At 54.0% G+C, this 24,123-nt stretch carries 21 protein-coding genes and 1 tRNA gene; 6 read left to right on the forward strand and 16 right to left on the reverse strand.

What is annotated here, in order from left to right; genetic code table 11:
* Nucleotides 1–19: 19 nt before the first annotated feature.
* Nucleotides 20–1,279, reverse strand: coding sequence for a glycosyltransferase family 4 protein (locus H6G53_RS14855; protein ID WP_190355893.1), 1,260 nt, complete (start codon nucleotides 1,277–1,279; stop codon nucleotides 20–22).
* Nucleotides 1,280–1,313: 34 nt separating this feature from the next.
* Between H6G53_RS14855 and galE the strand changes: the two genes are divergently transcribed.
* Nucleotides 1,314–2,324 (forward strand): UDP-glucose 4-epimerase GalE, encoded by a 1,011-nt coding sequence (gene galE, locus H6G53_RS14860; RefSeq protein ID WP_099531619.1) that lies wholly within the window; start codon nucleotides 1,314–1,316, stop codon nucleotides 2,322–2,324.
* Between the two features lie 136 nt (nucleotides 2,325–2,460).
* On the opposite strand, the gene H6G53_RS14865 is transcribed toward galE, so the two are convergent.
* From H6G53_RS14865 to H6G53_RS14920, 12 genes are all read right to left on the reverse strand, one after another.
* Nucleotides 2,461–2,913: a DUF29 domain-containing protein gene (locus tag H6G53_RS14865; RefSeq protein ID WP_190534287.1), complete on the reverse strand. Its 453-nt coding sequence runs from the start codon at nucleotides 2,911–2,913 to the stop codon at nucleotides 2,461–2,463.
* A 196-nt stretch (nucleotides 2,914–3,109) separates the two neighbouring features.
* Nucleotides 3,110–4,120 (reverse strand): L-histidine N(alpha)-methyltransferase, encoded by a 1,011-nt coding sequence (egtD, locus tag H6G53_RS14870; protein WP_190534379.1) that lies wholly within the window; start codon nucleotides 4,118–4,120, stop codon nucleotides 3,110–3,112.
* A 47-nt stretch (nucleotides 4,121–4,167) separates the two neighbouring features.
* Nucleotides 4,168–5,676 carry a 5-histidylcysteine sulfoxide synthase gene (ovoA, locus tag H6G53_RS14875; RefSeq protein ID WP_190534290.1) on the reverse strand — a complete coding sequence of 503 codons (1,509 nt, stop codon included), beginning with the start codon at nucleotides 5,674–5,676 and terminating at the stop codon, nucleotides 4,168–4,170.
* A 463-nt stretch (nucleotides 5,677–6,139) separates the two neighbouring features.
* On the reverse strand, nucleotides 6,140–6,802 hold the full coding sequence (locus H6G53_RS14880; protein WP_190534382.1) for a Na(+)/H(+) antiporter subunit B: 663 nt from the start codon (nucleotides 6,800–6,802) through the stop codon (nucleotides 6,140–6,142).
* Nucleotides 6,802–7,533 (reverse strand): hydrogenase subunit MbhD domain-containing protein, encoded by a 732-nt coding sequence (locus H6G53_RS14885; protein WP_190534293.1) that lies wholly within the window; start codon nucleotides 7,531–7,533, stop codon nucleotides 6,802–6,804. Before H6G53_RS14885 ends, H6G53_RS14880 begins: the two co-directional genes overlap by 1 nt.
* Nucleotides 7,530–7,826: a monovalent cation/H(+) antiporter subunit G gene (locus H6G53_RS14890; protein ID WP_242030929.1), complete on the reverse strand. Its 297-nt coding sequence runs from the start codon at nucleotides 7,824–7,826 to the stop codon at nucleotides 7,530–7,532. The genes H6G53_RS14885 and H6G53_RS14890 overlap by 4 nt, the downstream gene beginning before the upstream one ends.
* Before the next feature lie 2 nt (nucleotides 7,827–7,828).
* A complete protein-coding gene (locus H6G53_RS14895; RefSeq protein ID WP_190534297.1) occupies nucleotides 7,829–8,083 on the reverse strand; it encodes a hypothetical protein in 255 nt (84 codons plus the stop codon).
* Nucleotides 8,084–8,140: 57 nt separating this feature from the next.
* Nucleotides 8,141–8,527 carry a Na+/H+ antiporter subunit E gene (locus H6G53_RS14900; RefSeq protein WP_190355600.1) on the reverse strand — a complete coding sequence of 129 codons (387 nt, stop codon included), beginning with the start codon at nucleotides 8,525–8,527 and terminating at the stop codon, nucleotides 8,141–8,143.
* A complete protein-coding gene (locus H6G53_RS14905; RefSeq protein ID WP_190534388.1) occupies nucleotides 8,521–10,131 on the reverse strand; it encodes a cation:proton antiporter in 1,611 nt (536 codons plus the stop codon). Before H6G53_RS14905 ends, H6G53_RS14900 begins: the two co-directional genes overlap by 7 nt.
* Nucleotides 10,132–10,553: 422 nt before the next feature.
* Nucleotides 10,554–10,892, reverse strand: coding sequence for an NADH-quinone oxidoreductase subunit K (locus tag H6G53_RS14910; protein WP_190355598.1), 339 nt, complete (start codon nucleotides 10,890–10,892; stop codon nucleotides 10,554–10,556).
* A 549-nt stretch (nucleotides 10,893–11,441) separates the two neighbouring features.
* Nucleotides 11,442–12,761 (reverse strand): ABC transporter substrate-binding protein, encoded by a 1,320-nt coding sequence (locus H6G53_RS14915; RefSeq protein ID WP_199309273.1) that lies wholly within the window; start codon nucleotides 12,759–12,761, stop codon nucleotides 11,442–11,444.
* Between the two features lie 660 nt (nucleotides 12,762–13,421).
* Nucleotides 13,422–13,511 (reverse strand) — tRNA-Ser (locus H6G53_RS14920).
* Between the two features lie 102 nt (nucleotides 13,512–13,613).
* Here H6G53_RS14920 and H6G53_RS14925 point away from each other — a divergent pair.
* The 3 genes from H6G53_RS14925 to H6G53_RS14935 all read left to right on the forward strand — a co-directional run bounded on the left by H6G53_RS14925 (nucleotide 13,614) and on the right by H6G53_RS14935 (nucleotide 16,378).
* A complete protein-coding gene (locus H6G53_RS14925; RefSeq protein WP_190534300.1) occupies nucleotides 13,614–13,784 on the forward strand; it encodes a hypothetical protein in 171 nt (56 codons plus the stop codon).
* Nucleotides 13,785–13,946: 162 nt separating this feature from the next.
* Complete coding sequence (locus H6G53_RS14930) at nucleotides 13,947–14,465, forward strand: NYN domain-containing protein (protein WP_099531612.1); 519 nt, start codon at nucleotides 13,947–13,949, stop codon at nucleotides 14,463–14,465.
* 281 nt (nucleotides 14,466–14,746) lie between these two features.
* The gene (locus H6G53_RS14935) at nucleotides 14,747–16,378 is read left to right on the forward strand and encodes a 2-isopropylmalate synthase (protein WP_190534303.1); all 1,632 of its coding nucleotides are present in this window, start codon (nucleotides 14,747–14,749) and stop codon (nucleotides 16,376–16,378) included.
* Nucleotides 16,379–16,657: 279 nt separating this feature from the next.
* Here the strand turns inward: H6G53_RS14935 and H6G53_RS14940 are convergent, their stop codons facing one another.
* Together H6G53_RS14940 and thrC are read right to left on the reverse strand one after the other, a co-directional pair.
* Nucleotides 16,658–16,933, reverse strand: a complete 276-nt coding sequence (locus H6G53_RS14940) for a MoaD/ThiS family protein (protein ID WP_099531610.1) — start codon at nucleotides 16,931–16,933, stop codon at nucleotides 16,658–16,660.
* Nucleotides 16,934–17,281: 348 nt separating this feature from the next.
* Nucleotides 17,282–18,634 (reverse strand): threonine synthase, encoded by a 1,353-nt coding sequence (gene thrC / locus H6G53_RS14945; RefSeq protein ID WP_190534306.1) that lies wholly within the window; start codon nucleotides 18,632–18,634, stop codon nucleotides 17,282–17,284.
* A 241-nt stretch (nucleotides 18,635–18,875) separates the two neighbouring features.
* On the opposite strand from thrC, the gene H6G53_RS14950 reads away from it, so the two are divergent.
* A complete protein-coding gene (locus H6G53_RS14950; RefSeq protein WP_190534310.1) occupies nucleotides 18,876–20,951 on the forward strand; it encodes an alpha/beta hydrolase in 2,076 nt (691 codons plus the stop codon).
* Between the two features lie 81 nt (nucleotides 20,952–21,032).
* Here H6G53_RS14950 and btpA read toward each other — a convergent pair whose 3' ends face one another.
* Nucleotides 21,033–21,875, reverse strand: a complete 843-nt coding sequence (btpA, locus tag H6G53_RS14955) for a photosystem I biogenesis protein BtpA (protein WP_190534313.1) — start codon at nucleotides 21,873–21,875, stop codon at nucleotides 21,033–21,035.
* Nucleotides 21,876–22,453: 578 nt separating this feature from the next.
* On the opposite strand from btpA, the gene H6G53_RS14960 reads away from it, so the two are divergent.
* Entirely contained in the window at nucleotides 22,454–24,049 is a 1,596-nt protein-coding gene (locus H6G53_RS14960; RefSeq protein WP_190526811.1) for an NB-ARC domain-containing protein, read from the forward strand.
* Nucleotides 24,050–24,123: the final 74 nt, after the last annotated feature.

Genomic DNA, 24,123 nt, shown 5'->3' on the forward strand with positions numbered 1-24,123 from the left:
GAAGTTGACCCTATCGCCCTTATAGGGAAAAAGAGGTGAAAGTTGGCTGTTGTGGGGAGCTTTGTAAAACAGCTTCGTAATGTTGGGCGGCTTGGTCCCAGCTAAAGTCGCGCTCCACGTAGGCGCGGGCCGCTTGGGAGAGTTGGGCCCGCAACTCCGTAGATTCCCACAACCGACCGATGGCGGCAATGTATTCAGCGGGTTGGTTGGCCCGTAAGGCTAAGGGCGGTTGGTCGATCGTCAAGCCCTCGAGTCCCCGATCGCTCCCCACCACGGGTACGCCGGCCGCCATGGCCTCGAGGGTTTTGTTTTTGATGCCCAGCCCGGTGCGCAGGGGCACGACGCAAACGGAGGCCCGATGTAGCTCGGCGGCCATGGAATCCACAGGGCCAGTGACCACTACGCCAGGTCGATCGCCCAGGGCCAACACCTCAGCGCTGGGCCGGGCCCCCACAATCCGAAAGGTGGCGGCGGGATAGGTCGATCGCAGCGGTGGCAGAACGGCATTCACAAAAAACTTCACCGCATCGATGTTGTGGGTGGCATCCATTGCGCCCACAAACACCAATTCATAACCCCCGGGATCCCGATCGCGCAGCGGAAACAGGGCCAAGTCCACCCCGTTGGGAATGACGAAACCGGGCACTTGGGGCGCAAATTGGGCCATGTAGTCCCGATCGTCGGGCGTGGTGGTGACGATCGCGCTGAATTTGTTGGCGTAGCGGCGCTCGTAGCGGGCGAGCAAGGGCAAATACAGCCAATCGCGCGTGGGGTGGGGAGATGCACCCAAATCCAGATGCCCCTTGGCCCAACCGTAAACGGAGCTGTGAACATCCACAATCGATCGCAGTTTGGGGTAGCGCCGCTGCCAATCGGGCCGCACATAGATTTCATTCACACTGTGCTCGCAGGTGACCACATCAAAGCGATCGGCCGCAATTTGTTGATCAATCCAAGCCTGCATCGGCCGCGAAAAGCGATGCAACACATTGGGCGGCGTGCCCCTCAGCCAAGATTGCCCAAACCGCTTCACCTTGCGGGCCAACTGGCGCGGACTGCGGCTGGCGGCCGGATCCGGTGGCAGCGGAAACACCATCACCTCCTGAACAGTTGCCCGAAGCGCGGCCAGATGGTCATCGGTGACACTAGGATGGCGCTGGGTGGCAATGGTGACCGCATGGCGCTGGGCCAAACGGGCCAGCAGGTTGTAAGTCCGAATTTCCGTGCCGCCTTTGCTGGGCGGATAAGGAAAGGTAGAAGAAATGGCTAAAATTCTCATGGCGATCGCCCCGTAATTCCCGTCGCTGCCCCCCATGACCGACGCTTGCTCAAAACCCACCATTCTCGTGACCGGCGGCGCTGGCTACATCGGCTCCCATACCGTTCTAGCGCTTCAACAGGCTGGCTATCCGGTGGTTGTGCTGGATAATTTGGGCTACGGCCACCGCGAGATTGTGGAATCGGTGCTAAAGGCTGAGTTGATTGTGGGTGATATTGGTGATCGGGCCTTACTCGATCGACTCTTTGCCCAGCGCCAGATTGGAGCCGTGCTGCACTTCGCCGCCTACATTGCCGTGGGCGAGTCCGTTGCCAATCCCGCCAAATACTATCGCAACAACGTGGTGGGAACCCTGACCCTGTTGGAAGCCATGGTGGCGGCCCAAGTGCCCCATTTCGTGTTTTCCTCCACGGCGGCCACCTATGGCGTACCCCAAACCCCCAAAATTGCCGAAGATCATCCCCAACAGCCGATTAATCCCTATGGGGAGTCTAAATTAACCGTCGAGCGGATGCTGCGGGATTTTGACCTGGCCTATGGATTGCGATCGGTCATCTTCCGTTACTTCAACGCTGCCGGAGCCGACCCCTCCGGCAACCTGGGCGAAGATCACCAGCCGGAAACCCATCTGATTCCACTGATTTTGCTGGCGGCCCTGGGCCAGCGGGACAACATCGCCATTTTCGGCACGGACTACCCCACCCCCGACGGCACTTGCATTCGGGATTATGTCCATGTGAACGACTTGGCCCACGCCCATGTGTTGGGGTTGGAATATTTGCTGAACGGCGGCGAATCCACGGCATTTAATTTGGGTAATGGCAACGGATTTTCCGTGAAGGAAACGATCGCTGCTGCTCGCCAGGTGACCCAACGCCCGATCGTTGTGGTGGAGCGCGATCGCCGGGCTGGTGATCCGCCCGTGTTGGTCAGCAGCAGCGATCGGGCCCAGGCGGTTTTGGGCTGGCAACCGGAGTACCCAGATTTAGAGGCGATCGTGTCCCATGCTTGGCACTGGCATCAACGCCGCCACGGCACTGAATAATGCCAGCCAGCTTCTATCCAGCAGTTTTTAGTCAGTTACCCAATGAAAGCCGCCCAATTTTTCTCCGTTGAAATCAGATGAAATCAGAGGATAAAAATAGGTCAATGCGGATGAGGCTTGATTTTTTGAAAGAGGCTTATTGGGGTAGAAAATTTTCGTTTAATACCTCAAAAAGTTGGTAGGGACAAGCTTCTGGAAACTGTTCGATCGGTAATTCTGTTTCATCACTGGCTTGCCGACGTGCTCTGGGATAGGCCCAATCTAGGGCCTCAGTTAGGAAATTTTTGAGGCTAGGGGAATCGTCTAATAGGGACTGAATTCGGGTTCGGTGTTCCGTGATGCTTCCTGCCCAGCTTCCCGATCGCATCTCAGGCTGAAATTGCCACTTTAAAAGATGCACAAGAATCACCACCAAATTATGTTTAATGGCACGTTTATCGCTGCGGGCCATTGACTCTAATTCATCTAATAAATTATCCCAATCCACATTGCCGTAGTCACGGCGGCGCAGTTGTTCGATTGTTGCGTCTAACCAAAGGGCGTAATCGCACTCATACAACGTTGCCAAATTGTCCCGGGCCACTGTCATCGCTGTACCTCACGGAAACAAGCAAACTGAGAGGGCAAAAACGTTCACCCTCTCAATTTAGCAGTTCGCCTAAGAAAATGCCTTGACTTCCTTGGGGATCCAATCAAGTCTCGATGGATGATTGATAGTTTTGACTGTCAACTAGACTATCAATCACATGAGCTTGATTGACGTTTGAAGAAAGGAGAACAAGAATCTACGAGCTGGTAGCTTGACACAACAGCAGTCCAAACCATTGCTGTGGATCGCTCCAGGTTTTGACGGTGGTGAGGCCGCGCTCTGCGAGCTGTTGGGGCAAGCGATCGAGCCGGAATTTGCGGGAAAGTTCCGTCAAAATCGACTCCCCGGCTTGGAAGTTGGCGACAAAATTCAGGCGATCGAACTGCACTTGGCAATCGCGGTGACAATGGAGATACATCTCGATTTGCGAGTCTGCGGTGTTATAAACCGCTTCGTGACTGAAAGCATCGAGATCAAAATTGCCCCCAAAACGCCGGTTCAAATGAGCCAGCATGTTCAAGTTGAAGGCGGCCGTCACTCCCTGAGAATCGTTATAGGCTGCCTTGAGGATTTCCAGGTCTTTTTCGAGGTCAACTCCTAACAGGAAATAGTCACCGGGCTTGAGCGATTGGGCCACGCGATCGACAAAGCTGTTGAAGTCTGCGGGGGAGAAATTTCCCATCGAACTGCCCAGGAAAAACAATAGGCGCGATCGCTCATTGCTGTGGGCTAAATAGTCCAAGGCTTGGTCATAGGTTCCTAATAGTCCCTGGATCTGAAATTCAGGATATTGCGATTGCAGTTGCACCACGCTGCTGTGCAAAATGCCGCCACTAATATCCACCGGGAGATAGTGGCAAGTGTCGGGGCGATCGGCCCAGAGCGATCGATAGGCATCCAACAGTAAGCGAGTTTTGGTGGAACTGCCGCTGCCTAATTCAATCAGTTCGTGGCTGTCGGTGATTGCAGCAATTTCGGTGGCATAGGTTTGCAAAATCCAAGCTTCTGTACGGGTTGGATAATATTCCGGAAGCTGGCAAATGTCCTCAAAGAGTTGCGATCCCCGATCGTCATAAAAATACTTGGGAGACAACTGCTTAGGGTTTTTGCTCAAGCCTTGGATCACCTCTGCCCCTTCTGGGGTGGCGGGTACGTGGCTGTGATCCAAAACAATGATCGCCCCCGATCGAATATCCGCATCAACCATTTCAGCGGCATTTACAGGGCGCGATTGAACAGACAAAGACCGGCTTTCTAGTGGCATAAATCACTTGTTCCTTGGGCAATCCGAAAGCCCACATGTTGATAAAAATGAGGTCGAAACCAATTGCGATAGGATGGCAGGGCCATGGAGCCATTGGTGGCCCAAGAACCACCCAGCATCATCCGGTGATCTTCATCAAAAAAAGGCGCTGACTGATCCTCATAAAGGGGATGAGGTTCAAAGCCGGGTAATGGATTAAAAGCATCAGCAATCCATTCCCAAACATTGCCGCACAAATCCGCAAGTCCTTGGGCGATCGCCCCGTTTGAATTGACCGCTCGGGGTGAGATCCATTGCCAGTGCAAATTGGGAGGCAATTCAGCCATGGGGCCTGAGTTTTGCCCGAAAGCCTGCCCAAAGTCTTGCCCGAAATCTTGATCTAGATCTTGGATGAAAGGGCGATTGAAGTGGGGATCTGTTTGCTGATTCCAAGGCTGGAAATCATGACCTTGCGCAGGGTTTTGTGCCTCTGTTGTTGACCATTGCAATGCACGATTCCATTCCGCCTCGCTGAGCAATCGCACGCCTTCACCCTTCCAGCGACAGAAGGCGATCGCCTCGTGATAGTTCACTTCTGCGGGCCAGGCGAGGGGTAAATCACATTCAAAAAAGGTCGATCGATACCGGTAGTGATCGCCTTGCGGAATCCAAAACTTGGGATGGGAAACCTGATGCATTTCGCGCCATTGCCAACCCTCGGCCGACCAGTAGGCTGCATTTTGGTAGCCACCGGCTGCCACAAATTCTTGATACTCTTGGTTGGTGATGAGGAATTGGCTCGCCCAAAAGCTGGGCACTTCCACTGGGCGGCGACCATATTCACTATCCCAACCATAGGTTTGATCGGTTGGGGATTTCCCGAGGGTGACTGTGCCGCCGGGAATCAGGCGCATGAAATTTTGCGGCGCGGGCAAATCCGTTGGGGCGATCGACCAATCGGCCGGACATCGCAGGCGATCGAGGGGTAATTGGCGCAACAACATCGAAGAGGTTTCAATGTGAATCCGCTGATGTTCGATCGCCATCAACAGGGCCCAAAGGGGATGTTGGGGGTGAATGGGCAATTCAAAATCAACAGTCTGAATCACTTGCTCGATCGTGGCCTTGACCCGATCGCGATAGTCCCAAACAGCCGCCACTTCTGGCCATTGAATCTCGCCAATGACGGCATCTAATTCCGCAGCAGTGTTAGGATCAACCCCGATTTCAAACAACTGCTCATAGTCTGGGTTCAGCCGTTGTGACCACAGGCCAACCCGCACCAACTTATTGACATAAAAAACCGCTGAATGTCCTAAGTAGAAAATCAGCGGGTTGCGTAGGGGATCTGGTCGTAAATAAAAGGTTGCTGGCTCTGCCAAACTGCTTAGCAGTTTATCTTCTAAAGCCCAGGCATCCTGAAAATAATGCAGCAGTTCCTGCGAGCAACAACGGTCTAACCGTGGCACAGTTGGGGCTGAATTCATCCGAATGTCAGCCGGATTGGTTGCAACAGTCATATGGCTAGATCACCATGACGATTTCAAATGATCTGATCTCCAATGGTTTTAGCATTGGGCAATGGCCCGAGCCATCCCTTGAAAATCAAGACTGAATTTTCCCCATTGCGGTCAAAACCGATCCTTCTGGATCGGTTGAGGTCGCTTGCTTTGCAGCGGGTCTTGCCCAATTAGGATTTCAATGAGGCAAGGGCAAAGGTTTGGGGAATTGTGTTCCCATCCTCAGTCTGATTTTGGATCCTGAAGGGGAACTTCAGCAATTCTTCAGCGTTATGGGATCTATTTCTTCACAAAGCGTGATTGAACATTTCTTCACAGAGTGTGATTGAAATTCCCTTGAAGAATCGCTGTCAACAATTCGTTTCACGAGTCATGTCTAAGCATCCCTTCCCAAGGTCGATCGGGGTGGCCAGCAACATCACAGAAAACGATCAGTCGGATCACTCAACTGTAAAAGCCAAACCTAAAACAGTCCACGGTAGCGTATAAAAACTAACAGCGCCGCCCAAGATCCCAAGGCCACTTTCACTGCCACCAATAAGTTCAAGATTGGCAATAAACCGCCGCTGGCGAGGGTCCCTAACTCACCGTGGGGCAATTCATACCCAATCAAGGTGACGACAGCCAAGGCGATGAAAACGAGGACGGAAATTTTTTCCCAGGTGGCGGCTCGCCAGCGTTGATAAAGATTTTGCATCCAGTCTGGCGAAGCAGTAATGGTCACTAGGCCGATCGCAGTGCCCCCCGCCACGCCCGCTGCAAAACCACCGCCGGGGCTGAGGTGACCGCGAATTCCTAGCTCGATCGCGACCAGGGCAGCAATCGTGGCTCCTAACCGCGCCAGCACGATCGAGGGCTGATCCACCAAGCGTTGAATTGAGCAGGATGGATTTTCATTAGCCAATAGAAATTGCGATCCCATGATTGCAATTGTAAAAACCACCACCTCAAAAATGGTGTCGTATAACCGATTGCGAAAAATGATCCCCGAAACAGCATTCGGCACCCCGCTATCGGTCACCACTGCCTGCACAATTTCAGCCCCAATCACATCTGGCGCATAGTTGGGAAACAGCACCATTTTGCAATAGAGCGCTAAGCCTGCCAGTACATAAATCCACTTAATCATGAGGGTTTGCGCTCCTGGGTAAGGGTGACGTTGGCTGACGAATCAGTTGATAAATTGGCTAATAAATTGGCTGACTGATATGCTGACTGATAAGTAATGGTGGCCAAGTCTGACAGGGGCTTTTCCCGCATAATTTCGTAGAGCCGTTGAACGCGGGTGATGAGTTGTGGCTTTCCGGAATGGGGCTGAGGCGCTGTTGAGTCTTCAGGGGCACTTAAAAGACTGAATGTGGGCGTATAGATGGCATGAACTTCCCGATCGCCCAAGGCTCGCTGGAGTGCCGTCAGGCTGGGATAGGGAACCAATTCAATGCGGAGGTAAAAGGGCTTGAATGTATTTGCTAAACATTCCACCACCGTGGGATCTAATTCCCCATTGGCAGACTCTTGGGTTAAGTCAGGTGCGTGGGTTTCCGGGTCTAAATGCAGTAGATGAGGCGGGGTAACAATGGTTGGATCTTCTAGATATCCTAACTGCAAAACCAAGGACGATCGCACAGCAATTGCATATAGGGTAATTGCCAGTAATGTGCCCATCAGTGCTTCCGTTAAAGACACATCAGCAGCACCCAAAACCGCATAAACAGCCGCCGCCAAAGCGCCCAAAATGCCACGAATCACCAGTGCATGGTAAGGATTCGATTGAAAAATTACCATCGCTGCCGAGAGCGGCAACAGCGCAGTGATCACATAAATTGGCAGGTCATTAACCCAGTTCAACTCATTCATGGTTGATCTCCGCTGGTGGAGCAGTAGGCCAAAACATAGCCCAACATAGTGTTCCAAACGGCCAAACAAATCATGGCCAAAATGAGCAATGGCCACTCATTGGGAATCTTTAATAACAATCCAAACACGATCGCCAAAGATCCCAAGGTGTCCGACACCGATAAGCCGTGTAATTTAAAAAGCACCGATCGACGGGTGAGTAATTGGGTTGTGCCCCAAAACCAAAACACCATCCCACCCCCTAAACAAAGATTGCTGATGCCATCAACCAAAGGCAGTTCTGTCCAGGTCATGTTTAGGCTTCTCCCATTCGTTTCAAAACGTTAGCCAGCAGCATTAATCCAGCATTGCCCACGCTCAACACAATCACGGCTACGACCCCGATCGACCAATCATCTCGCTGCACTGAAACCAGCAAAATGGCGATTGAAACCTTGCTGGAAACACTCGACAGGGCCAACATCTTTTGCCAAACGTCTTCTTCTGCGCAGGCTTTATAAATTGGAATTAACAAAGCCAAAATGGCAGCAATCAAAATGGTATTGGTCATGGTGAATTGAGCAACCTGAGTCAGGAAGTTGAGCAGTCACGGCGAAGCAATCAAACTCTAGGGATCAATTTTGTGAACGGCATAGCCGGTTTCTTTGTCGTATCGGCAAACGATGGTTTTGGGGGTGAAGGTAATGAGAAAGATGTCCAAAAAAATTAGTTGGGTCGATCGCCGCTGAGGAACCTGTTCCCAAACAATGCTTTCCCGACGATGGGGACGGAACATGATTTCAATGGATTCGATATAGGCCATGGGAATGGCGGTCACGATCTTCCAGAAAACGGTGAGCCAATCTTTGAGGCGATCGGGCGCAAAGGATTGACGCGGCAAAAGCACAGCAACCACAATCCCGATCGCGAGGTTGACCCCGCTGCCATCGGCTGTTAGCAACAACCAAATCAGAAGGCGAAATAAAATAATTGCGAGCCGGCCGATCTTTACCATGACAATGCCATCCAAAACAGCACAACAGACGTTAAACTCATGGCCCCCACCAGGTGATCAAATTCTTCGGCTACCTGAGGTAATTTCACAGTGCTTTGACGAATCACAACCCAATAGATCAGCCAGCCTGCGGCAATGGTTAAACCAGCCTTGCTGGCACTATCCACCGTGTAAGCCGCTCCATAAAAACCATTGGCCAGCACCAGGCTTCCGAGTAGCAAACTCACAGCAATCCAAAGCCCAAATTTGGGAGTGGTGGCGGCTGCTTTGGGTTCCAAATGGGCAGCACTCGTACCAGAAAAATCTAGGTTTTGGGTAGCCAAACTTGATGGAGCTAATGCTGCGCTAGCCATGACGGCCACTTCGGGTTGCGGCAGAGCATGGGTTGTGATTTGACCTGCCCCTTGGTCACCGCTGATCGCCTTGCCAAAGGATGGGAATCCATCGGGTTTGAGGAAGATAAATTTCGCAAAGGAAATGGCTGTCCCAATCGCGGCTGCGTTCATTAGCATGGTTTGCCAAGGTTGCAGTTCTTTCAGGGTTAAGGCCTTGGCCGCAAAACCAGCCAAAAGGGGCAACCCAGAAATCGACAAACTAGCCAGCAGCAACCCAACCCAAAGGGTGCGATCGATCGTTTGGCTTTTTAAAACCTTGAAGTTGCGGCTGGGTAAAGAACCCGCCAATAAAAACAAACAGGACTTCACTAAACCATGGGTGAGGGCGTAAAATCCACCGACCAAGGGCGCGGCCAAAACAAACCCCAACTGCGAAATGGTGTGAAAAGCCAACATTCGTTTGGTGTCTTTTTCAAACATGGCGTAGCTAACCCCTAAAAGGGCTGTTGCGACCCCAAAAATTCGGACAATTAAATCCAAATCATCAGACACCAAGGCACAGCGTAACAAAGGCAAAATGCTGGCTTTAATGGCAATTCCCGAAAGCAGGGCTGAAACGGAGGTTTCTGATTCTGAGTGGGTGAGCGGTAGCCACAAACCGGAGATAAAAACCCCACCTTTCACCAGCAGTCCCAAAAAGATGAGGGCGATTGCCTCCGGTGGAGCCTTGGCAAGACCTGCTAGGGCAAAGGAATGTTGATGTTGATAAACAGAAACTGCCCCCACCAGGTAAAACAGCATGGCAGCATTGCTAATGAAGAGATAGCGCAGGGCGACCCAAATGGAGCGATCGCTGCGGGGATAGGCAATGAGCAAAAAAGCCGCAATGCCGCTAACCTCTAGGGCAATATAAATACTGACTAAATCAGCACAAATAAATGCCGCATTAAGGCTGCCATGGAGCATTAACAATTGGCTGTAAAAAAAAGCTTTTTTGGGGCTTTGCCAGGAGTAGCACAAGACTGCGAGGGTGACGATCGCATTGGTCAAAATGAAAAAAGCCGCCAAGGAATCGGCAACCAAAGTCACCCCAAACCGATCCAAGAGGGTTAGCGGCAAGGGAGCATTGGCGGTTAACAGTAGCCCGGCATAAACCGCTGAGGTGACGGCGACCAGCAGGGACAAGACTCGATCGAGCTTGGGCAGCAGGGCAATTACAAACCCCACCATCAGGGAAAAAACAACCCAGCCAACGGTTAAAGGTTCCAAGATAGAAGATGCAAGCATGGTGGCTTCTGGGGGTGGTGAATGAGCCATCAAGGGGCTATTAGCGACTCAATCTAGGGGAGGACTAGCTCAGTGCGCGATCGCGCCATCTGAACCATCGTTGAGCCATTGAAGATGCTGAGAATTGACGGATTTTGGGCGAGCAACGCCGCTCAACTCAGCAAGCATTTGTGGGGTGATGAATGGCCAACGGGACAGTTGACCAAGGGGTGAATTCAGACTTAACCCAAAGTTAATTGGAACTTAAACCTGAACCCATAGGCGACCCAACTAAGAGCCATGAAACCAGGATCAATTCAGATGAGTTACTTGAAACTAATTTCAACGAAATTAACTGAAAATTAGTTGCTAGTTGATCTGGATAAATCCCTGATTGAGGATCGATTTAAAAACCATTGAGCGGCCTATCGCTGATTGTTTTTTTCAATTTCAGCCGTTTCCAAGGTTGGGTTATCCCGCGCTAACTTCATCACGCCCACCAGCATCAGTGCTTGGATGGAAAAGCCAATTACGATCGCCGTCAAAATCACCGCTTGGGGCACTGGATCTGCATAGGTCACATCACGGGGAGGTGATTGCAAAATGGGTGTAAATAGACCCGATCGCGCCGCTATGAGCACATAGTAGGCAATGACACCTGTGCTCATGACATCCATCGCAACAATCTTCATGACTAGATTTTTCTTTAAAACCATCCCGAAAAATCCTAATAAAATAGTGGCAAAAATAAATCCTTCTAACATGGCTCATTACTCTATGGTGAAGGTCATTTGAATCAGCAATTCTGAAAGCAAACCAATGCAATGAAAGATGACTTAGGACAGATTGAACAGATTGATTAGAGCAAGTTGCACAGATTGCTGAGACAGAACAATCCGATCATATTCGGACGGAATGCCTGGGCAAAGAAGTTGGAAATGTCCAGGGCGATGAAAAACGGCTTGGGCCTACTTAGCCCATTCAAATTAAATAGGGTGTTGCTGTAACCAGATGATCTGATTACTCTTTTTTAGTACTGACTTAACGACTATACTATGGAGCGCTTGAGGATTGATCGCCTTGGTCAATTAGAGACTGACATAAAAACTTAATTGTTTGATTGAATTTTCCTATTTGAATCTGGATCAATGGGTGCTGTTTGGAAAGGGGCAGGGACAGGAAGCACGCCACCGCAATCAATAGGGCGATCGAGTGGCCCATTGCAGCCTGCTCGATCGCCCCAGTGGCACTGAGTGCCGAATATTATGAAGTTTGTTGAAGCTTAATTGGGTTCGACGAGATTCGATCGCCCCCTATTGCAACTTCACCTTGCCCTTAATCGAAATCTTGCCGTCACTCTCCACATTCCAAACGTCGTAGTTCCCCACCACGTCGCCGTTCTCGTCAATGTCCACGTTGCCGCTTGTGCCCTGGTAGTTAATCTTCTTGCCCGCCTTCAGCAACTCCAGCCCCTTGCAGACATCGGTAACCGCTTCCCCGTCGCCGCTAGACACTTCCCGAATCTTGCTTTGGATCCCTGTGCCCGTGTTTTCGCCGGCCGCTTGGGCTGCCAAGGCCATCAACATCACCGCATCCCAGGTTTGGGGCACAAAAGCGGCGGGGGCCTTGTTCAGCTTCCGTTGCACCAACTCTGTCAGGGCCGTGAGGCTTTCACCGTCGGCTCCGGGCACTGTCCCGATCGCCCCGGCCACAATCGGTTTCCCATCGGATCCCATTCCCACCTGTTTCGCCAGGTCGTCCGTTTTCATGCCGTCCGTCAGCATGATTTGCACCCCCTTGCTCAGGCCCTGCTCATAGGCCGCCTTCAACAACAGGGCCCCGCTTTCCACATAAAGAATTGCCGCCACCGCGTCGGGTTTTTGGCTGAAGGCCGCGTTCACTTCCGATTCAAAGGTGGCCGCCTTGGGGTCATAGCGGGTGGGTTTGGCTTCGTTGACCACCGTGCCGCCCAGTTTTTTGAACGCAGCGATGAATTTTTGCTCAAAGCCCACGCCGTAATCGTTATTAATCACGATCGTGGCAACCCGCTTGTGGCCCCGCTCAAAGGCCAGCTTGGCCAGTGCTTCGGCCTGGTAGGTGTCCGGCGGGGCTGTTCGGGCCCAAAATCCTTGAAATTCGCCTTTTTTCGCCCGTTCCGTGAATACGGGGCTGGTGCTGCCGGGCGAAATCATCATCACCTTGTTGCGCACGGCCACATCCACCGCCGCGCCGGAAACACTGCTGGCAAAGGAGCCAACCACCCCGGCCACCTTGTCCACTTCCACCAGCTTGGTCATCCCTTCCACGCCCACGGTCGGATCCGTTTGGTCATCGGCCAGCACCAGGCTCACGGGTTTGCCGTTCACGCCCCCGCAGGCGTTAATGGTTTCGACGGCCAGGGGCAAAACCTCTGACATGGGCTGCCCGATCGACTGTAAATCGCCTGTGGTGGGCAACAGGGCCCCCAACTTCAGCCCATCGGCAGGCGCAGCGGCTTCCGGGCTGCCTCCGGCGGGGGATGCGTTGGGCTGTCCGGCACAGGCTCCGAGCAAACTGGTCAAGGCCGCCACGGCCATCAGGGCGGGCCAGGTGCGACGCGGCTGTCTGGCTCGCGAGGTCAATTGTGGTTTCATGGGGTCGTGATGCTCGGGCATCGCAGTCATGGTCATTCACTCCTCAAGAATTGGAAAACCCAATGCGGCCTAGTCTTAGCCCGTTCTGGCTCGATCGAGCAAATCGATCGCCCAGGAGTCTCGGCCCTGAGTTTGCTCCTGGGTTGATCAAATTAATTGATCAGATTAGTTGATCGAATGAGTTGATCAAATCAGGGGTCGGTCTGAAGCCCAGGCGGATTTAATCTCTCAATCTAATATTCCGGCTCGATCTCTGAAACTGATTCCTAGAATTCATCTCTAGAACTCATCTCTGCAATCCATGAGTGTTCCATGCGCTCATGCATCTCAATGATTGCCCCTGAGGGATGCCTGAAAAGTATCTTTGGAGACTGGCAAAGCACCCATAATCGTGGATGCCAGGTATTGCAGCCCTTTAGCTCCGTCGATCGACCACGGATTAATTTTGGCTGTTTAGATTTGGCTGTTCAGATTTGGCTGTTTGGAGATCCGCTCAGGCTGATGGATCTTTAAGAATATTTTTTTAAAAATATCTGCGAGTGATGACTATCCCGATCGCGCTTGAACAGTCATTGGCAGCTATTTGCCATTCTATTGATAATGGCTCAGCCTTGATGGTTCGGCCTTGAACCCAGACCCTAGCTCAAAGCCTGTTCAGAACGGAGAGAGAGGGATTCGAACCCTCGGAGAGTCTAAACGACCCTCAACAGATTAGCAATCTGCCGCTTTCGACCACTCAGCCATCTCTCCAGAAGGCGCTGTGTTGACAACGCGAGCTACATAGTAGCAGAGTTTTTTTGATTCTGTGAAGGGTTTTGGGAACAGTTTCAATTTTTTTGTTTTCAGGGAGCCATGACCAGCCGCGATCGTGGTGAGTCAGTTTCGGGGCGCGGTGTTCTCAGCGGTGGCCGCAAAGGATTGCTTGTGGGGGCGATCGGGCGATTCGGCCCCTCGGCGGTTTGTGTAAAAGTTAAGGAATATGTAAAAGTTAAGGAATATTATGAAGTGCTAGGCTCAAATTAGGCAGCTCACGGCGCGATCGCTCCCGCTGTATCGGGGTCTCAAGCATCAGCCAACCCTAACCCTCAGCCAGCCCCTTCGTTAGACCAAGCTGCCATACGCTAGCGTCTAAATCCCTAAACACTTCTCAAAACATCTGAATCAACCAGCTAGGCTTCCTTCTCTATGACAATTAATACCGCCCGTCTATCCATTTTTGTGGATGGCAACAATATGTTTTATGCCCAGCAAAAGAATGGCTGGTTTTTCGATCCTCGGCGGGTTCTTGAATATTTCACCGAACCAGCTAATGTGCAATTGATTAATGCCTTTTGGTATACGGGGCTGAAGGATCCTCAGGATCAACGGGGATTTCGGGATGCATTGATTAATCTGGGCTACACGGTTCGCACCAAATTGCTGAAGGAATATTACGACGACAAGTCTGAGCGCTATTCCCAAAAGGCGAACCTGGACATTGAAATCGTGATTGATATGTTCAACACTGTGGATCAATATGATGCAGTGGTGTTGTTCAGTGGGGATGGAGATTTTGAGCGGGCGATCGAGCTGTTGCGCTCCAAAAACACCCATATCACCGTGGTTTCCACCGAGGGCATGATTGCCCGGGAACTGCGCAATGCAACCGATCGCTACATTGACCTGAACGACATCCGCCGCAAAATCGAAAAGTCGGATTATTAACCGATGACTATTCATCGGGACTTCAGCGATCACTGACTGTGGGCGCACGGCGGTGCGCCCCTACCTGGTTGAATTGTCCAGAGCTTTGAGGGGTGGACTCGGTACGCCCATCCCATTGACTGATTACAATCCCGATCGCCCCTTGCGCGATCGGCAACCAAAATCGTTAGAATAAACCCCATGGGCGCAACCTAAATTTAGCGTTGCGCTTTTGCATTTTTGGTTGTCCCTTATGAATAGTTGTCCGCATTGGTCGCGGCCGATTCCTCGGAGGTAAGTTCATGACCGCTCAGTCTGCTGGCCCGGTAATTAATCCCGATCGCGTTTTGATTTTTGACACCACCCTGCGCGATGGCGAACAGTCGCCCGGCGCATCGCTGAACGTCGAAGAAAAGCTAACGATCGCCCGCCAGCTAGCTCGACTGCAAGTGGACATCATCGAAGCCGGTTTTCCCTTCTCCAGCCCCGGGGACTTCGATGCCGTCCAGCGGATTGCCGCCGAAGTGGGAACCCCCAACGGCCCGACCATTTGCGGCTTGGCCCGCGCCCGCAAGGAAGATATCCAAACGGCGGCCGCAGCTCTGAAGGAAGCGTCGAAGTGGCGGATCCACACCTTTATTGCCACGTCCGACATCCACATGAAGTACAAGCTCAAAAAAGAGCGGCCGGAAGTGGTGGCGATCGCTGAAGAAATGGTGGCCTACGCCAAGAGCTTCACTAACGATGTGGAATTTTCGCCGGAGGATGCGGGTCGCAGCGATCCGGAATTCCTTTATGAAGTGCTGGAACGGGCGATCGCCGCTGGGGCGACCACGGTGAACATTCCCGATACCGTGGGCTACACCACCCCCGACGAGTTCGGGGCCCTAATTCGCGGCATCAAGGAAAATGTGCCGAACATTGATCAGGCGGTGATTTCCGTCCATGGTCACAACGACTTGGGCTTGGCGGTGGCCAACTTCCTGGCGGCAGTCCAAAACGGCGCACGTCAGTTGGAATGCACCCTGAACGGCATCGGTGAACGGGCGGGCAATGCTTCCCTGGAAGAGTTGGTGATGGCGCTGCACGTGCGGCGATCGTTCTATAACCCGTTCTTTGGGCGATCGCCGGAGTCGGAAGAACCCTTGACCGGTGTGAACCTGAAGGAGATCTACCGCACCTCGCGGATGGTGTCGCAACTGACGGGCATGATCGTCCAACCGAACAAGGCGATCGTCGGGGCCAACGCCTTCTCGCACCAGTCGGGTATTCACCAGGACGGGATGCTCAAGAACAAGCTGACCTACGAAATCATTGATGCCCAAACGATCGGGCGGACGGAAAATCAAATTGTCCTCGGCAAGCTGTCGGGTCGCAACGCCTTCGCCACGCGCCTGAAGGAGTTGGGCTTTGAGCTGACCGAAACGGAATTGAACAAGGCCTTTGTGCGGTTCAAGGACGTGGCGGACAAGAAAAAGGAAGTGAGCGATCGGGATTTGGAGGCGATCGTCAACGACGAAATCCGCCAAGTGCCGGAACTCTACCGCCTGGAGCATGTGCAGGTATCCTGCGGTGATAAGTCCTGCCCCACGGCCACCGTCACGGTGCGGATGCCCGACGGGAGCGATCGCACCGACGCGGCCACCGGCACGGGCCCCGTGGATGCGGTTTACCGCGCTATCAGCCGGATCGCTCAAATCGACAACGACTTGATTGAGTTCTCCGTCCAATCCGTCACCGAAGGGATCGATGCGATGGGCGAAGTCACGATCCGGATTCGCCACGCGGACACGGTGTTTTCGGGCCATTCGGCCAACACCGACATCGTGGTGGCTTCCGCCCAAGCCTACGTCAGCGCCCTCAACCGGTTGGCGGCGGCCCTGCAAACGGAAGGGAAGCGTAATCCCCAAACGGAAACGGTCTCGATCGGGTAAGTCTTGCCCCATGAGTCCCTAATTTCCTAAATGGGGGCGATATTGGGGCGATCGATTGGGGGGTCAGGTTCAGCGCCTGACCCCCAGCCAAACCAAAAGAAAAAACGAGGATACCGCTAGGGTTCCCTCGTGTTGCCGCAAATTTAGTGAAGTCTATCGGATCCCGATCGCCCCAATTGATGCGCTAGGGCGATCGCCCGACTTTCTCCAAAGACTGAAAAAACTGAAAAGCTGGGAAGCTGCCAACGGCGATTCTGAAGAATCAACCGCAGCCTTGGTTTAACCGCCCGCGACGGCCGGCACGATGCTCACCTCATCGCCGTCGGCCAGGCTGGTGGCTTGGCCATCCAGGAAGCGGATGTCTTCGCTGTTCACGTAGACATTCAGGAAGCGGCGGAGTTTGCCTTGCTCATCGCAAATGCGCTCTTTAATTCCCGGACAGCTTTCTTCCAGGGAATTGATCATCGCGTCGATCGTGTCGCCGCTGCATTCGATTTCGGCCCGATCCTCGGTGAATTTTTGCAGCGGGGTAGGAATCAAAACTTTAATGGCCATGGTCGTGCAGATTCAGAAACTCAGAACAACGCAAAAAAAAGGGCAGGCGATCGAATCAATCATCGAATCGTGACGATGAATCGTGATTGCGAGTCGTGATTGCGAACAATCAACAACAGTCACAAGCAAGCCCGCAAACAGCAGGCACGAATCGCCCGAGATTGGCCCTAGCCTCCTAACCTCACCCCAGTGGGATTCGGTGGTGGGGTTCGGTCGGCCGCCGCTTGGGCTGGCCAGGTCAGTGGACAGGCTCCCCATGGGCAAGAGCTATGAGCGCGTGACCAACTCCCGCGCGGTGGGGGTGATTCACAACCCAAGCCGCGAATCACCCGGTTTTTGGGAAAATCCCTAGACCAAAACCTGTTGCCACTCCAGGCGATCGAGCGTGCGGGCCCGATCCCAAGCACGCTCAAAGCTATCCAGCTTCGGATCAATTTCCAACGGTTGACCCGCATGGCTTTGAACCGCCTCTTGGGTTTTCAGACCGTTGCCGGTGATGTAAACCACCGTGGTTTCGTCGGGGTTAATCTTGCCCGCTTCCACCAATTTCTTCAAGACGGCGATCGTCGTACCGCCAGCAGTTTCCGTGAAGATGCCTTCGGTTTCCGCCAGCAGCTTGATCCCTTCCACGATTTCTTCGTCGGTGGCGGTTTCAATGTGGCCGCCGGTTTTGCGGGCTTGCTCCACCGCATAGATCCCATCAGCGGGGTTCCCGATCGCGATCGACTTGGCGATCGTGTTGGGCTTCACGGGGGCAATAAAGTCCCGCTCTTCCTTGAAGGCCGTGGCGATCGGGTTGCAACCCTCCGCCTGGGCCCCGCTACACTTCACGGGCTTCGATTCCACCAAGCCCGTGGCGATCAGCTCTTGGAAGCCCTTGTGAATTTTCGTGAACAGGGAGCCAGAAGCCAACGGAGCCACAATGTGATCCGGCAGTTGCCAACCCAACTGTTCCGCCACCTCGAAGCCCAAGGTCTTGGAACCTTCAGAGTAGTAAGGACGCAGGTTGATGTTCACGAAGCCCCAGCCGTAGCTGTTGGCCACTTCCGAGCAAAGACGGTTCACTTGGTCATAGTTACCGCGCACCGCCATCACGGTGGGGTTATAGATCAACGTGCCCAACACCTTGCCCGATTCCAGGTCAGCGGGAATGAACACGCAGCATTCCAAACCCGCGTGGGCTGCGATCGCCGCTGTGGAGTTAGCCAAGTTGCCGGTGCTGGCGCAGGAAACCGTAGTGAAGCCCAGCTCGCGAGCGCGGGTCAGGGCCACGGACACCACCCGATCCTTGAAGCTCAAGGTGGGCATGTTCACCGCGTCGTTCTTGATATAGAGGTTCTTGAGACCCAAACGACGAGCCAGGCGGTTAGCCTTCAGGAGGGGAGTCATGCCCGTGCCCACGTCGATCGGGTCGCTGCCTACGGGCAGAAAATCTTTGTAGCGCCAGATGGAGTTCGGGCCGGCCGCAATTTTTTCGCGCGATACGTTGCGGGCGATCGCCTCGTAGTCATACTTCACTTCCAGCGGGCCAAAGCACAACTCGCACACATGCATGGCGGTGGCTTCGTATTCAGCACCACATTCTTTGCACTTCAGGTGCGTAAAGTGGCCGCTGTGGCTATGGTGGCCATCGGTTGGGTGGCTGTGCTGATGATCGGGCGATTCGGTGGCGGTGCGGCGGGTATCGAGAACTCCAGTCATGGGGCGGTTTCGCTCCTGTTTTGCGGCAACGGGATTAGGGAGTATCCCATCGAATGCAGAAAGCGTATCACGGGTTACAAGGGGCCTGCAAACAATCCCGATTAAAAAAGTCGGGATTTGTTTTACACCTGTTTCAACGCCCAAAACCCGGATCTGTAAAGGGATATGTCGATCGCCCGCCATCGGTTAAGCTATCGATCGCACCTTGCTACAAAATTTTTATTTTTCTTAAGAAACTGTGATGGTCATCGGGCGGAGGGGGCGTTGGTGGCAACGGTGGGTGATGGTGACAGGCTGTGCCATGGCGGTAACCCTTTGGGGGGATGGGTTTTCCACAGGGTTGTCCCTGGGCGTTGTGGCCGGAAACCGCCCCCCTTCCCCATCGGTTGCCCTTGCCCTTACGTCACCCCCCTTGCCCATCGGTCAATTTGAAGCGGCCCCTTGCCCATCGCTGCTGCGCACCGAGGCCTTGGCTCGGTTGGGCGATCGGTTGCGCTGTGGCTTTGTGACCGTGCCGGAGCGCCATGCCAACCCCACGGGGCCCACGATTCGCCTGGCCGTGGCCCAAATTCGCAGCGATCGCCCCCAGGCCCAACCGGATCCGCTGGTGATGGCCCAAGGAGGGCCCGGTGGTTCCACCCTGATGCTGCTGGAACCTTGGTGGGAAGCCATCGCCGCCACGCCGGGCCTGAGCGATCGGGACTTGGTGCTGATTGAGCAACGGGGCACGCAATTTTCCCAGCCCTATTTGTTTTGCCAAGAAATCTACGAGGTCGATCGACAGATTGCGCCCCAACTGCCCCAGCTCAGCGAGGAAACCATCAACCAAAAAACCCTGGCGGCCTATGGGGCCTGTCGCGATCGACTCTTGGGCCAAGGGATAGACCTGGGAGCCTATAACAGTTGGGAAAATGCTGACGATATCCCGCTGGTGATGTCTGCCCTGGGCTATGGCCGCTTCAATTTCTATGGGGTGTCCTACGGGACAATGTTGGGTCAACACCTGATGAAGCGCCATCCCGATCGACTGCGGAGCGTGATCCTAGATGCGGTGGTTCCCCTAAACACCAACTACATCACCGAATCCTTGCGCAGTCACGATCGGGCCCTGCGGCAACTGTTTGAACAATGCCGACGATCGCCCGTTTGCCAGCGGGAATATCCCCGTCTGCAAGAAACCTTCCAAGCCGTGGTGGCCCAACTGGAGCGCCAGCCCATTACCACTGAAGGCTTTGACGCGATCGCCTATGTGGATGCGCAATTGCAAGCGGGGCGATCGGGCCGAGTCCTGGCCGCCAATGGTGAGCAATTTTGGCGCACCGTGGCGATCGACGGCGATGGGCTGGTTAACCTGGTCATTTCAGCGCTCTACGACAGCAGCTTAATTCCGCAACTCCCGGAATGGCTGCGCGAAATGCGATCGGGCGACTGGTCTTCCCTCACGGAGCTAGCGTCCGATTGGTTCAGCCCCCTAGCCGACGGAATGCAACAATCGGTGCTTTGTGCCGAAGAGGCCGGATTCACCACCCCCGGAACCACCGACTTGGGCAGCATTCTGCCGGAATTGCGCTCCCTCAGCACCGATCCACAAGAATTTCTAGACAGTTGCCGTCTCTGGCCAGTCCCCACCTTGGGCCCCGAAGCCAACCGCCCCGTGCGCACCAACATTCCAACCCTGTTGCTGTCGGGCAACTTAGATCCGGTCACGCCGCCACCCTTTGGCAATCAGGTGGCAGCCAGCCTGTCCCACGCCTATCACTACACCTTTCCCGGGTTGGGCCATGGGGCCTTTGCCAGCAGTGATTGCGCCAACCGCCTGGTTCGCGATTTTTTGCGCGATCCAAACCAATCTCCCGATGGGCGTTGTGCGGCTCAGGTGCAATTTATGCCCCAAGTGCCGATGATTCCTGCCCTGCACGCGATCGCGGTGTGGGGGACGCGAGTTCGATCGCTCGTCCCCTTGGGCTGGCAGCGAGATTCGATCTTGACCAACCTGTGGCGATCGCCCGAAACAGAACCGAATGAAGGCCGCATCAGCTTCATGTGGGTGGTGGGCGAAACCGGCCCCCAAGCCTTGCGACGGTTGGGGCTGACCGTGCCCTTGACCGCTCAAGGATCCCGGCAGGTGGGCGGGCGCACTTGGCAGCTTTACACTAGCCCCCAAAGCCCGGTGCAGGTGGCCGCCACCACCGACGGCCAGGATACGTATCTCATTGCAGTGGAAAGCTTGCGCCAGCGATCGCGCCAAGCCATTTTGCAAGGGGCGATCGCCGGGTTTCAACTGGCCCCCGCCATTGCATTGCCGTCCAAGCCATAACCCTGGACTGATTAGTGCCGATTAATTAGGCTTGAGCCTCTGAGTTAGTACCCATGGGTGCTAACTCATGGGTGCAACTCATCAGCTCATGGGTGTAGGCGTAGGAACAACGATCGCCGGAGCCGGCCGGCCCCGCCGTGCCACCTCCACAAACTGGCTAACCCGGTTCGGGTCGATCGGCAAATCCCGCCGGCCTCGCCGCTTCAGGGAGCTGGCCACAATTACCCCATCCGCCACTTCCAGCAGTTGCGCCACATTGTCATAATTAGCCCCGCTGCCCACAAAGATCGGCGTATCTCCCGCCGCAGCCTTGGCTAATTCCAAATCTTCAATGTTTGGCGGGCTACCAGTGGCCCAGCCCGACAAAATCGCCCCATCGGCCAAGCCACGTTCGATCGTGTCCTGCACCGCCACCGTTAAGTTGGGCGACCCGATCGGGCGAGCATGTTTCACCAACACATCCGCCAAAATCTTGACATCATTGCCCAGTTCTCGCCGGTAACGCAGGAGCTGGTGGGCCTGGCCTTCAATCAATCCCTGATCGGTGGCCATCACCCCCGACAGCACATTGACCCGAATGAAGTGCGCCCCGGTGCAAGAGGCGATCGCAATGGCCGAATGGGCATCATTGCGCAACACATTCACCCCGATCGGTAAAGTCACCAAATTTTGTAAATGGTGAACCACCAGCGTCATGGCACTCACCACCGCCGGATCAACCGCATCTTTCGGAAAAGGGGCATCAAAAAAATTTTCCACCAAAATCGCATTCACCCCACCGGCAGCCAGCGCCACTGCTTCCTGTTCAGCGCGCTCAATAACTGCCTTAAGGCTCAGTCCCCACCGCGCAGAACTCGGCAGCGGCAACAAATGGACGACTCCAATGATTGGCTTAGGATGTTTAAAGACTCGATCTAGATCCACGCAAAGACCTGAAAACTCGGCGAAACACAGCGGCGTTGCTAGCACCCCCCATTCTATCGAGCTTAGGGATCCCAGTCGGGTCAAATTTTCGGGCAAATTTTGAGGCAAGTTCTCGGGCGAGTTCCCGGGCAAGTTTTCGGGCAAGTTCTCGGGCGAGTTCCCGGGCGAGTTCCCGGGCAAGTTTTTGGGCGCAGGGTGCGCCGTCGATCTTCGTTCATTTCTGAGTCGGGTCTGGGGTGGTGTTTGGGGTGGTGTTTGGGTTGCCTCCCTGTCCGCTATTTGCAGAGTGATTGCGACCCTATCCACCCCTGTAGTTAATGCCCATAAACTCATGTTCAGAAAACCCTGAATTCCAAGACTCCTTGGCCAGAGCAGGGTAAAACCTGCTTGGAAGGCACAAGTATCTTGAAAACGCAATATTCCACCGTGCGAGATGCGAGAGCTTATCCCACTCTCCCCTGATAGCTACGAACTCATGTCTAGAAAATATTCATATAAGAAATACATTTTCGAGGCTAAGATGAAGGCCGAAGATTGTTTAGTACAGAGAGATTGGTGAATTGATTCCTCAAGACTTTTTGAGACAAATTGCGAAGGAGCATAGTGTCTCGAATACCGAGCTGGATGTGCTGGCCGCAGCCATCAATGGTGAGCCGATGAATGCCATTGCCCAACGCCTAGGAATCCGCCCAGAAGCGGCCCGTAAGCGCTTGGGTGAAGTGTATAAAAAGTTTCATATTGCTGGTGCTGGGCCAGGAAAATTGGCCAAGCTTCAGCAGATTTTGGTGTCTCAGTATCAAACCCGCCAAACACAAGGGCCGATCGTGGCAATTCCGGTCACCCCCGAAGTGGAAGTGGGCGAGTTGCCGCCGCAGTATGACTGGGGAGAAGCGCCGGATATTTCGGCTTTCTATGGCCGTGCGCAGGAGCTGACTGCCCTGCAAACCTGGATTTCTCAAGATCACTGCCGCGTGGTGGCCTTGCTGGGGATCGCGGGAATTGGCAAGACGGCGTTGGCGGTGCGCTTGGCTCGATCGCTCGAAGAGCAAGACGAGTTTGAGTTCATCATTTGGCGATCGCTCCGCCATGGGGTTTCGCCCCGCGAGGTGATTGGTCGGTTGGTGCAAACCTTGTCTCGCAAGCGCCAAACCTATTTGCCCGACAGTGCCCACAACCGCATTACGTTGTTGATTGACTATCTGCGTCAACACCGCTGCTTGTTGGTGCTGGATGGGGTGGAGTCGGTACTGCGCCAAGGGGATATCTCCGGACAATACCGCGACGGGTTTGAGGACTATGGTGAATTGCTGCGCCGGGTGGGCGAAGAGTCGCACCAAAGCTGCTTGCTGCTCACCAGTTCCGAAAAGCCCCGTGAGGTGGCTCGCCTAGAGGGCAATACGTTGCCGGTGCGAGTGTCGCAGTTGGGCGCGTTGGGCCCCGATGAAGCGGGTGAAATTTTCCGCGACAAGGGCTTGCAAGAGGAAAAACTCTGGAAGGAGTTGATTGATTTGTATCGGGGAAACCCGCTCACCTTGAAGATTGCTTCGACCACGATTCAAGAACTGTTTGGCGGTCGGGTGTCGGAGTTTTTGAAGCAATCGACCCTGGTGTTTGGGGATATTCGCGATTTGTTGCAACGCCAGTTTGATCGCCTGTCGGATATTGAACGGGCGATTGTTTATTGGTTGGCGATCGAACAGCAACCTCTGTCTTTGAGCCAACTGCGCGACAAAATTTCGATTCCGTTCTCGCAACCGGAATTAATCGAAGCGTTGGAATCCCTGGGCCGGCGATCGCTGATTGAGCGTGGCGCGGCCGGTGGGGCCATGTTTGGCTTGCAACCGGTGGTCTTGGAATATGTGACCCAAGAGTTTACCGATCGGGCTTGCTATGAATTGCAAGACCTGTTGCGGACGCAAAAGATCGATCGCCTGGATCTGTTCCGTACCCATGCCCTCGAAGCCTCTGAGGGTAAAGACACGGGGCCGATTCTGCCGGCCGTTAAGGATCGGCTGCGGAAGCTGATTCGCAACGATCGCCAGCTTGAAGGTCAGCTCGATCGGGTGTTGGCCGTTTTGCAAGCCAAGTTCCCCCTCGAAGTGGGCTATGCCACCAGCAATGTCCAAAGCGTTTTGGATTCGTTGCGGTTGGATCTGCCTCCGGTTGAGGCTTAGGGGTCGTCGTCATCGGCTGGCGCGAGGCTGAAGCGACTGAGTTTTGGTGCGCCAGTCGCTGTAATTAAGGACTT

This window comes from Limnothrix sp. FACHB-406 (genome assembly GCF_014698235.1).
GTDB lineage: Bacteria > Cyanobacteriota > Cyanobacteriia > CACIAM-69d > CACIAM-69d > CACIAM-69d.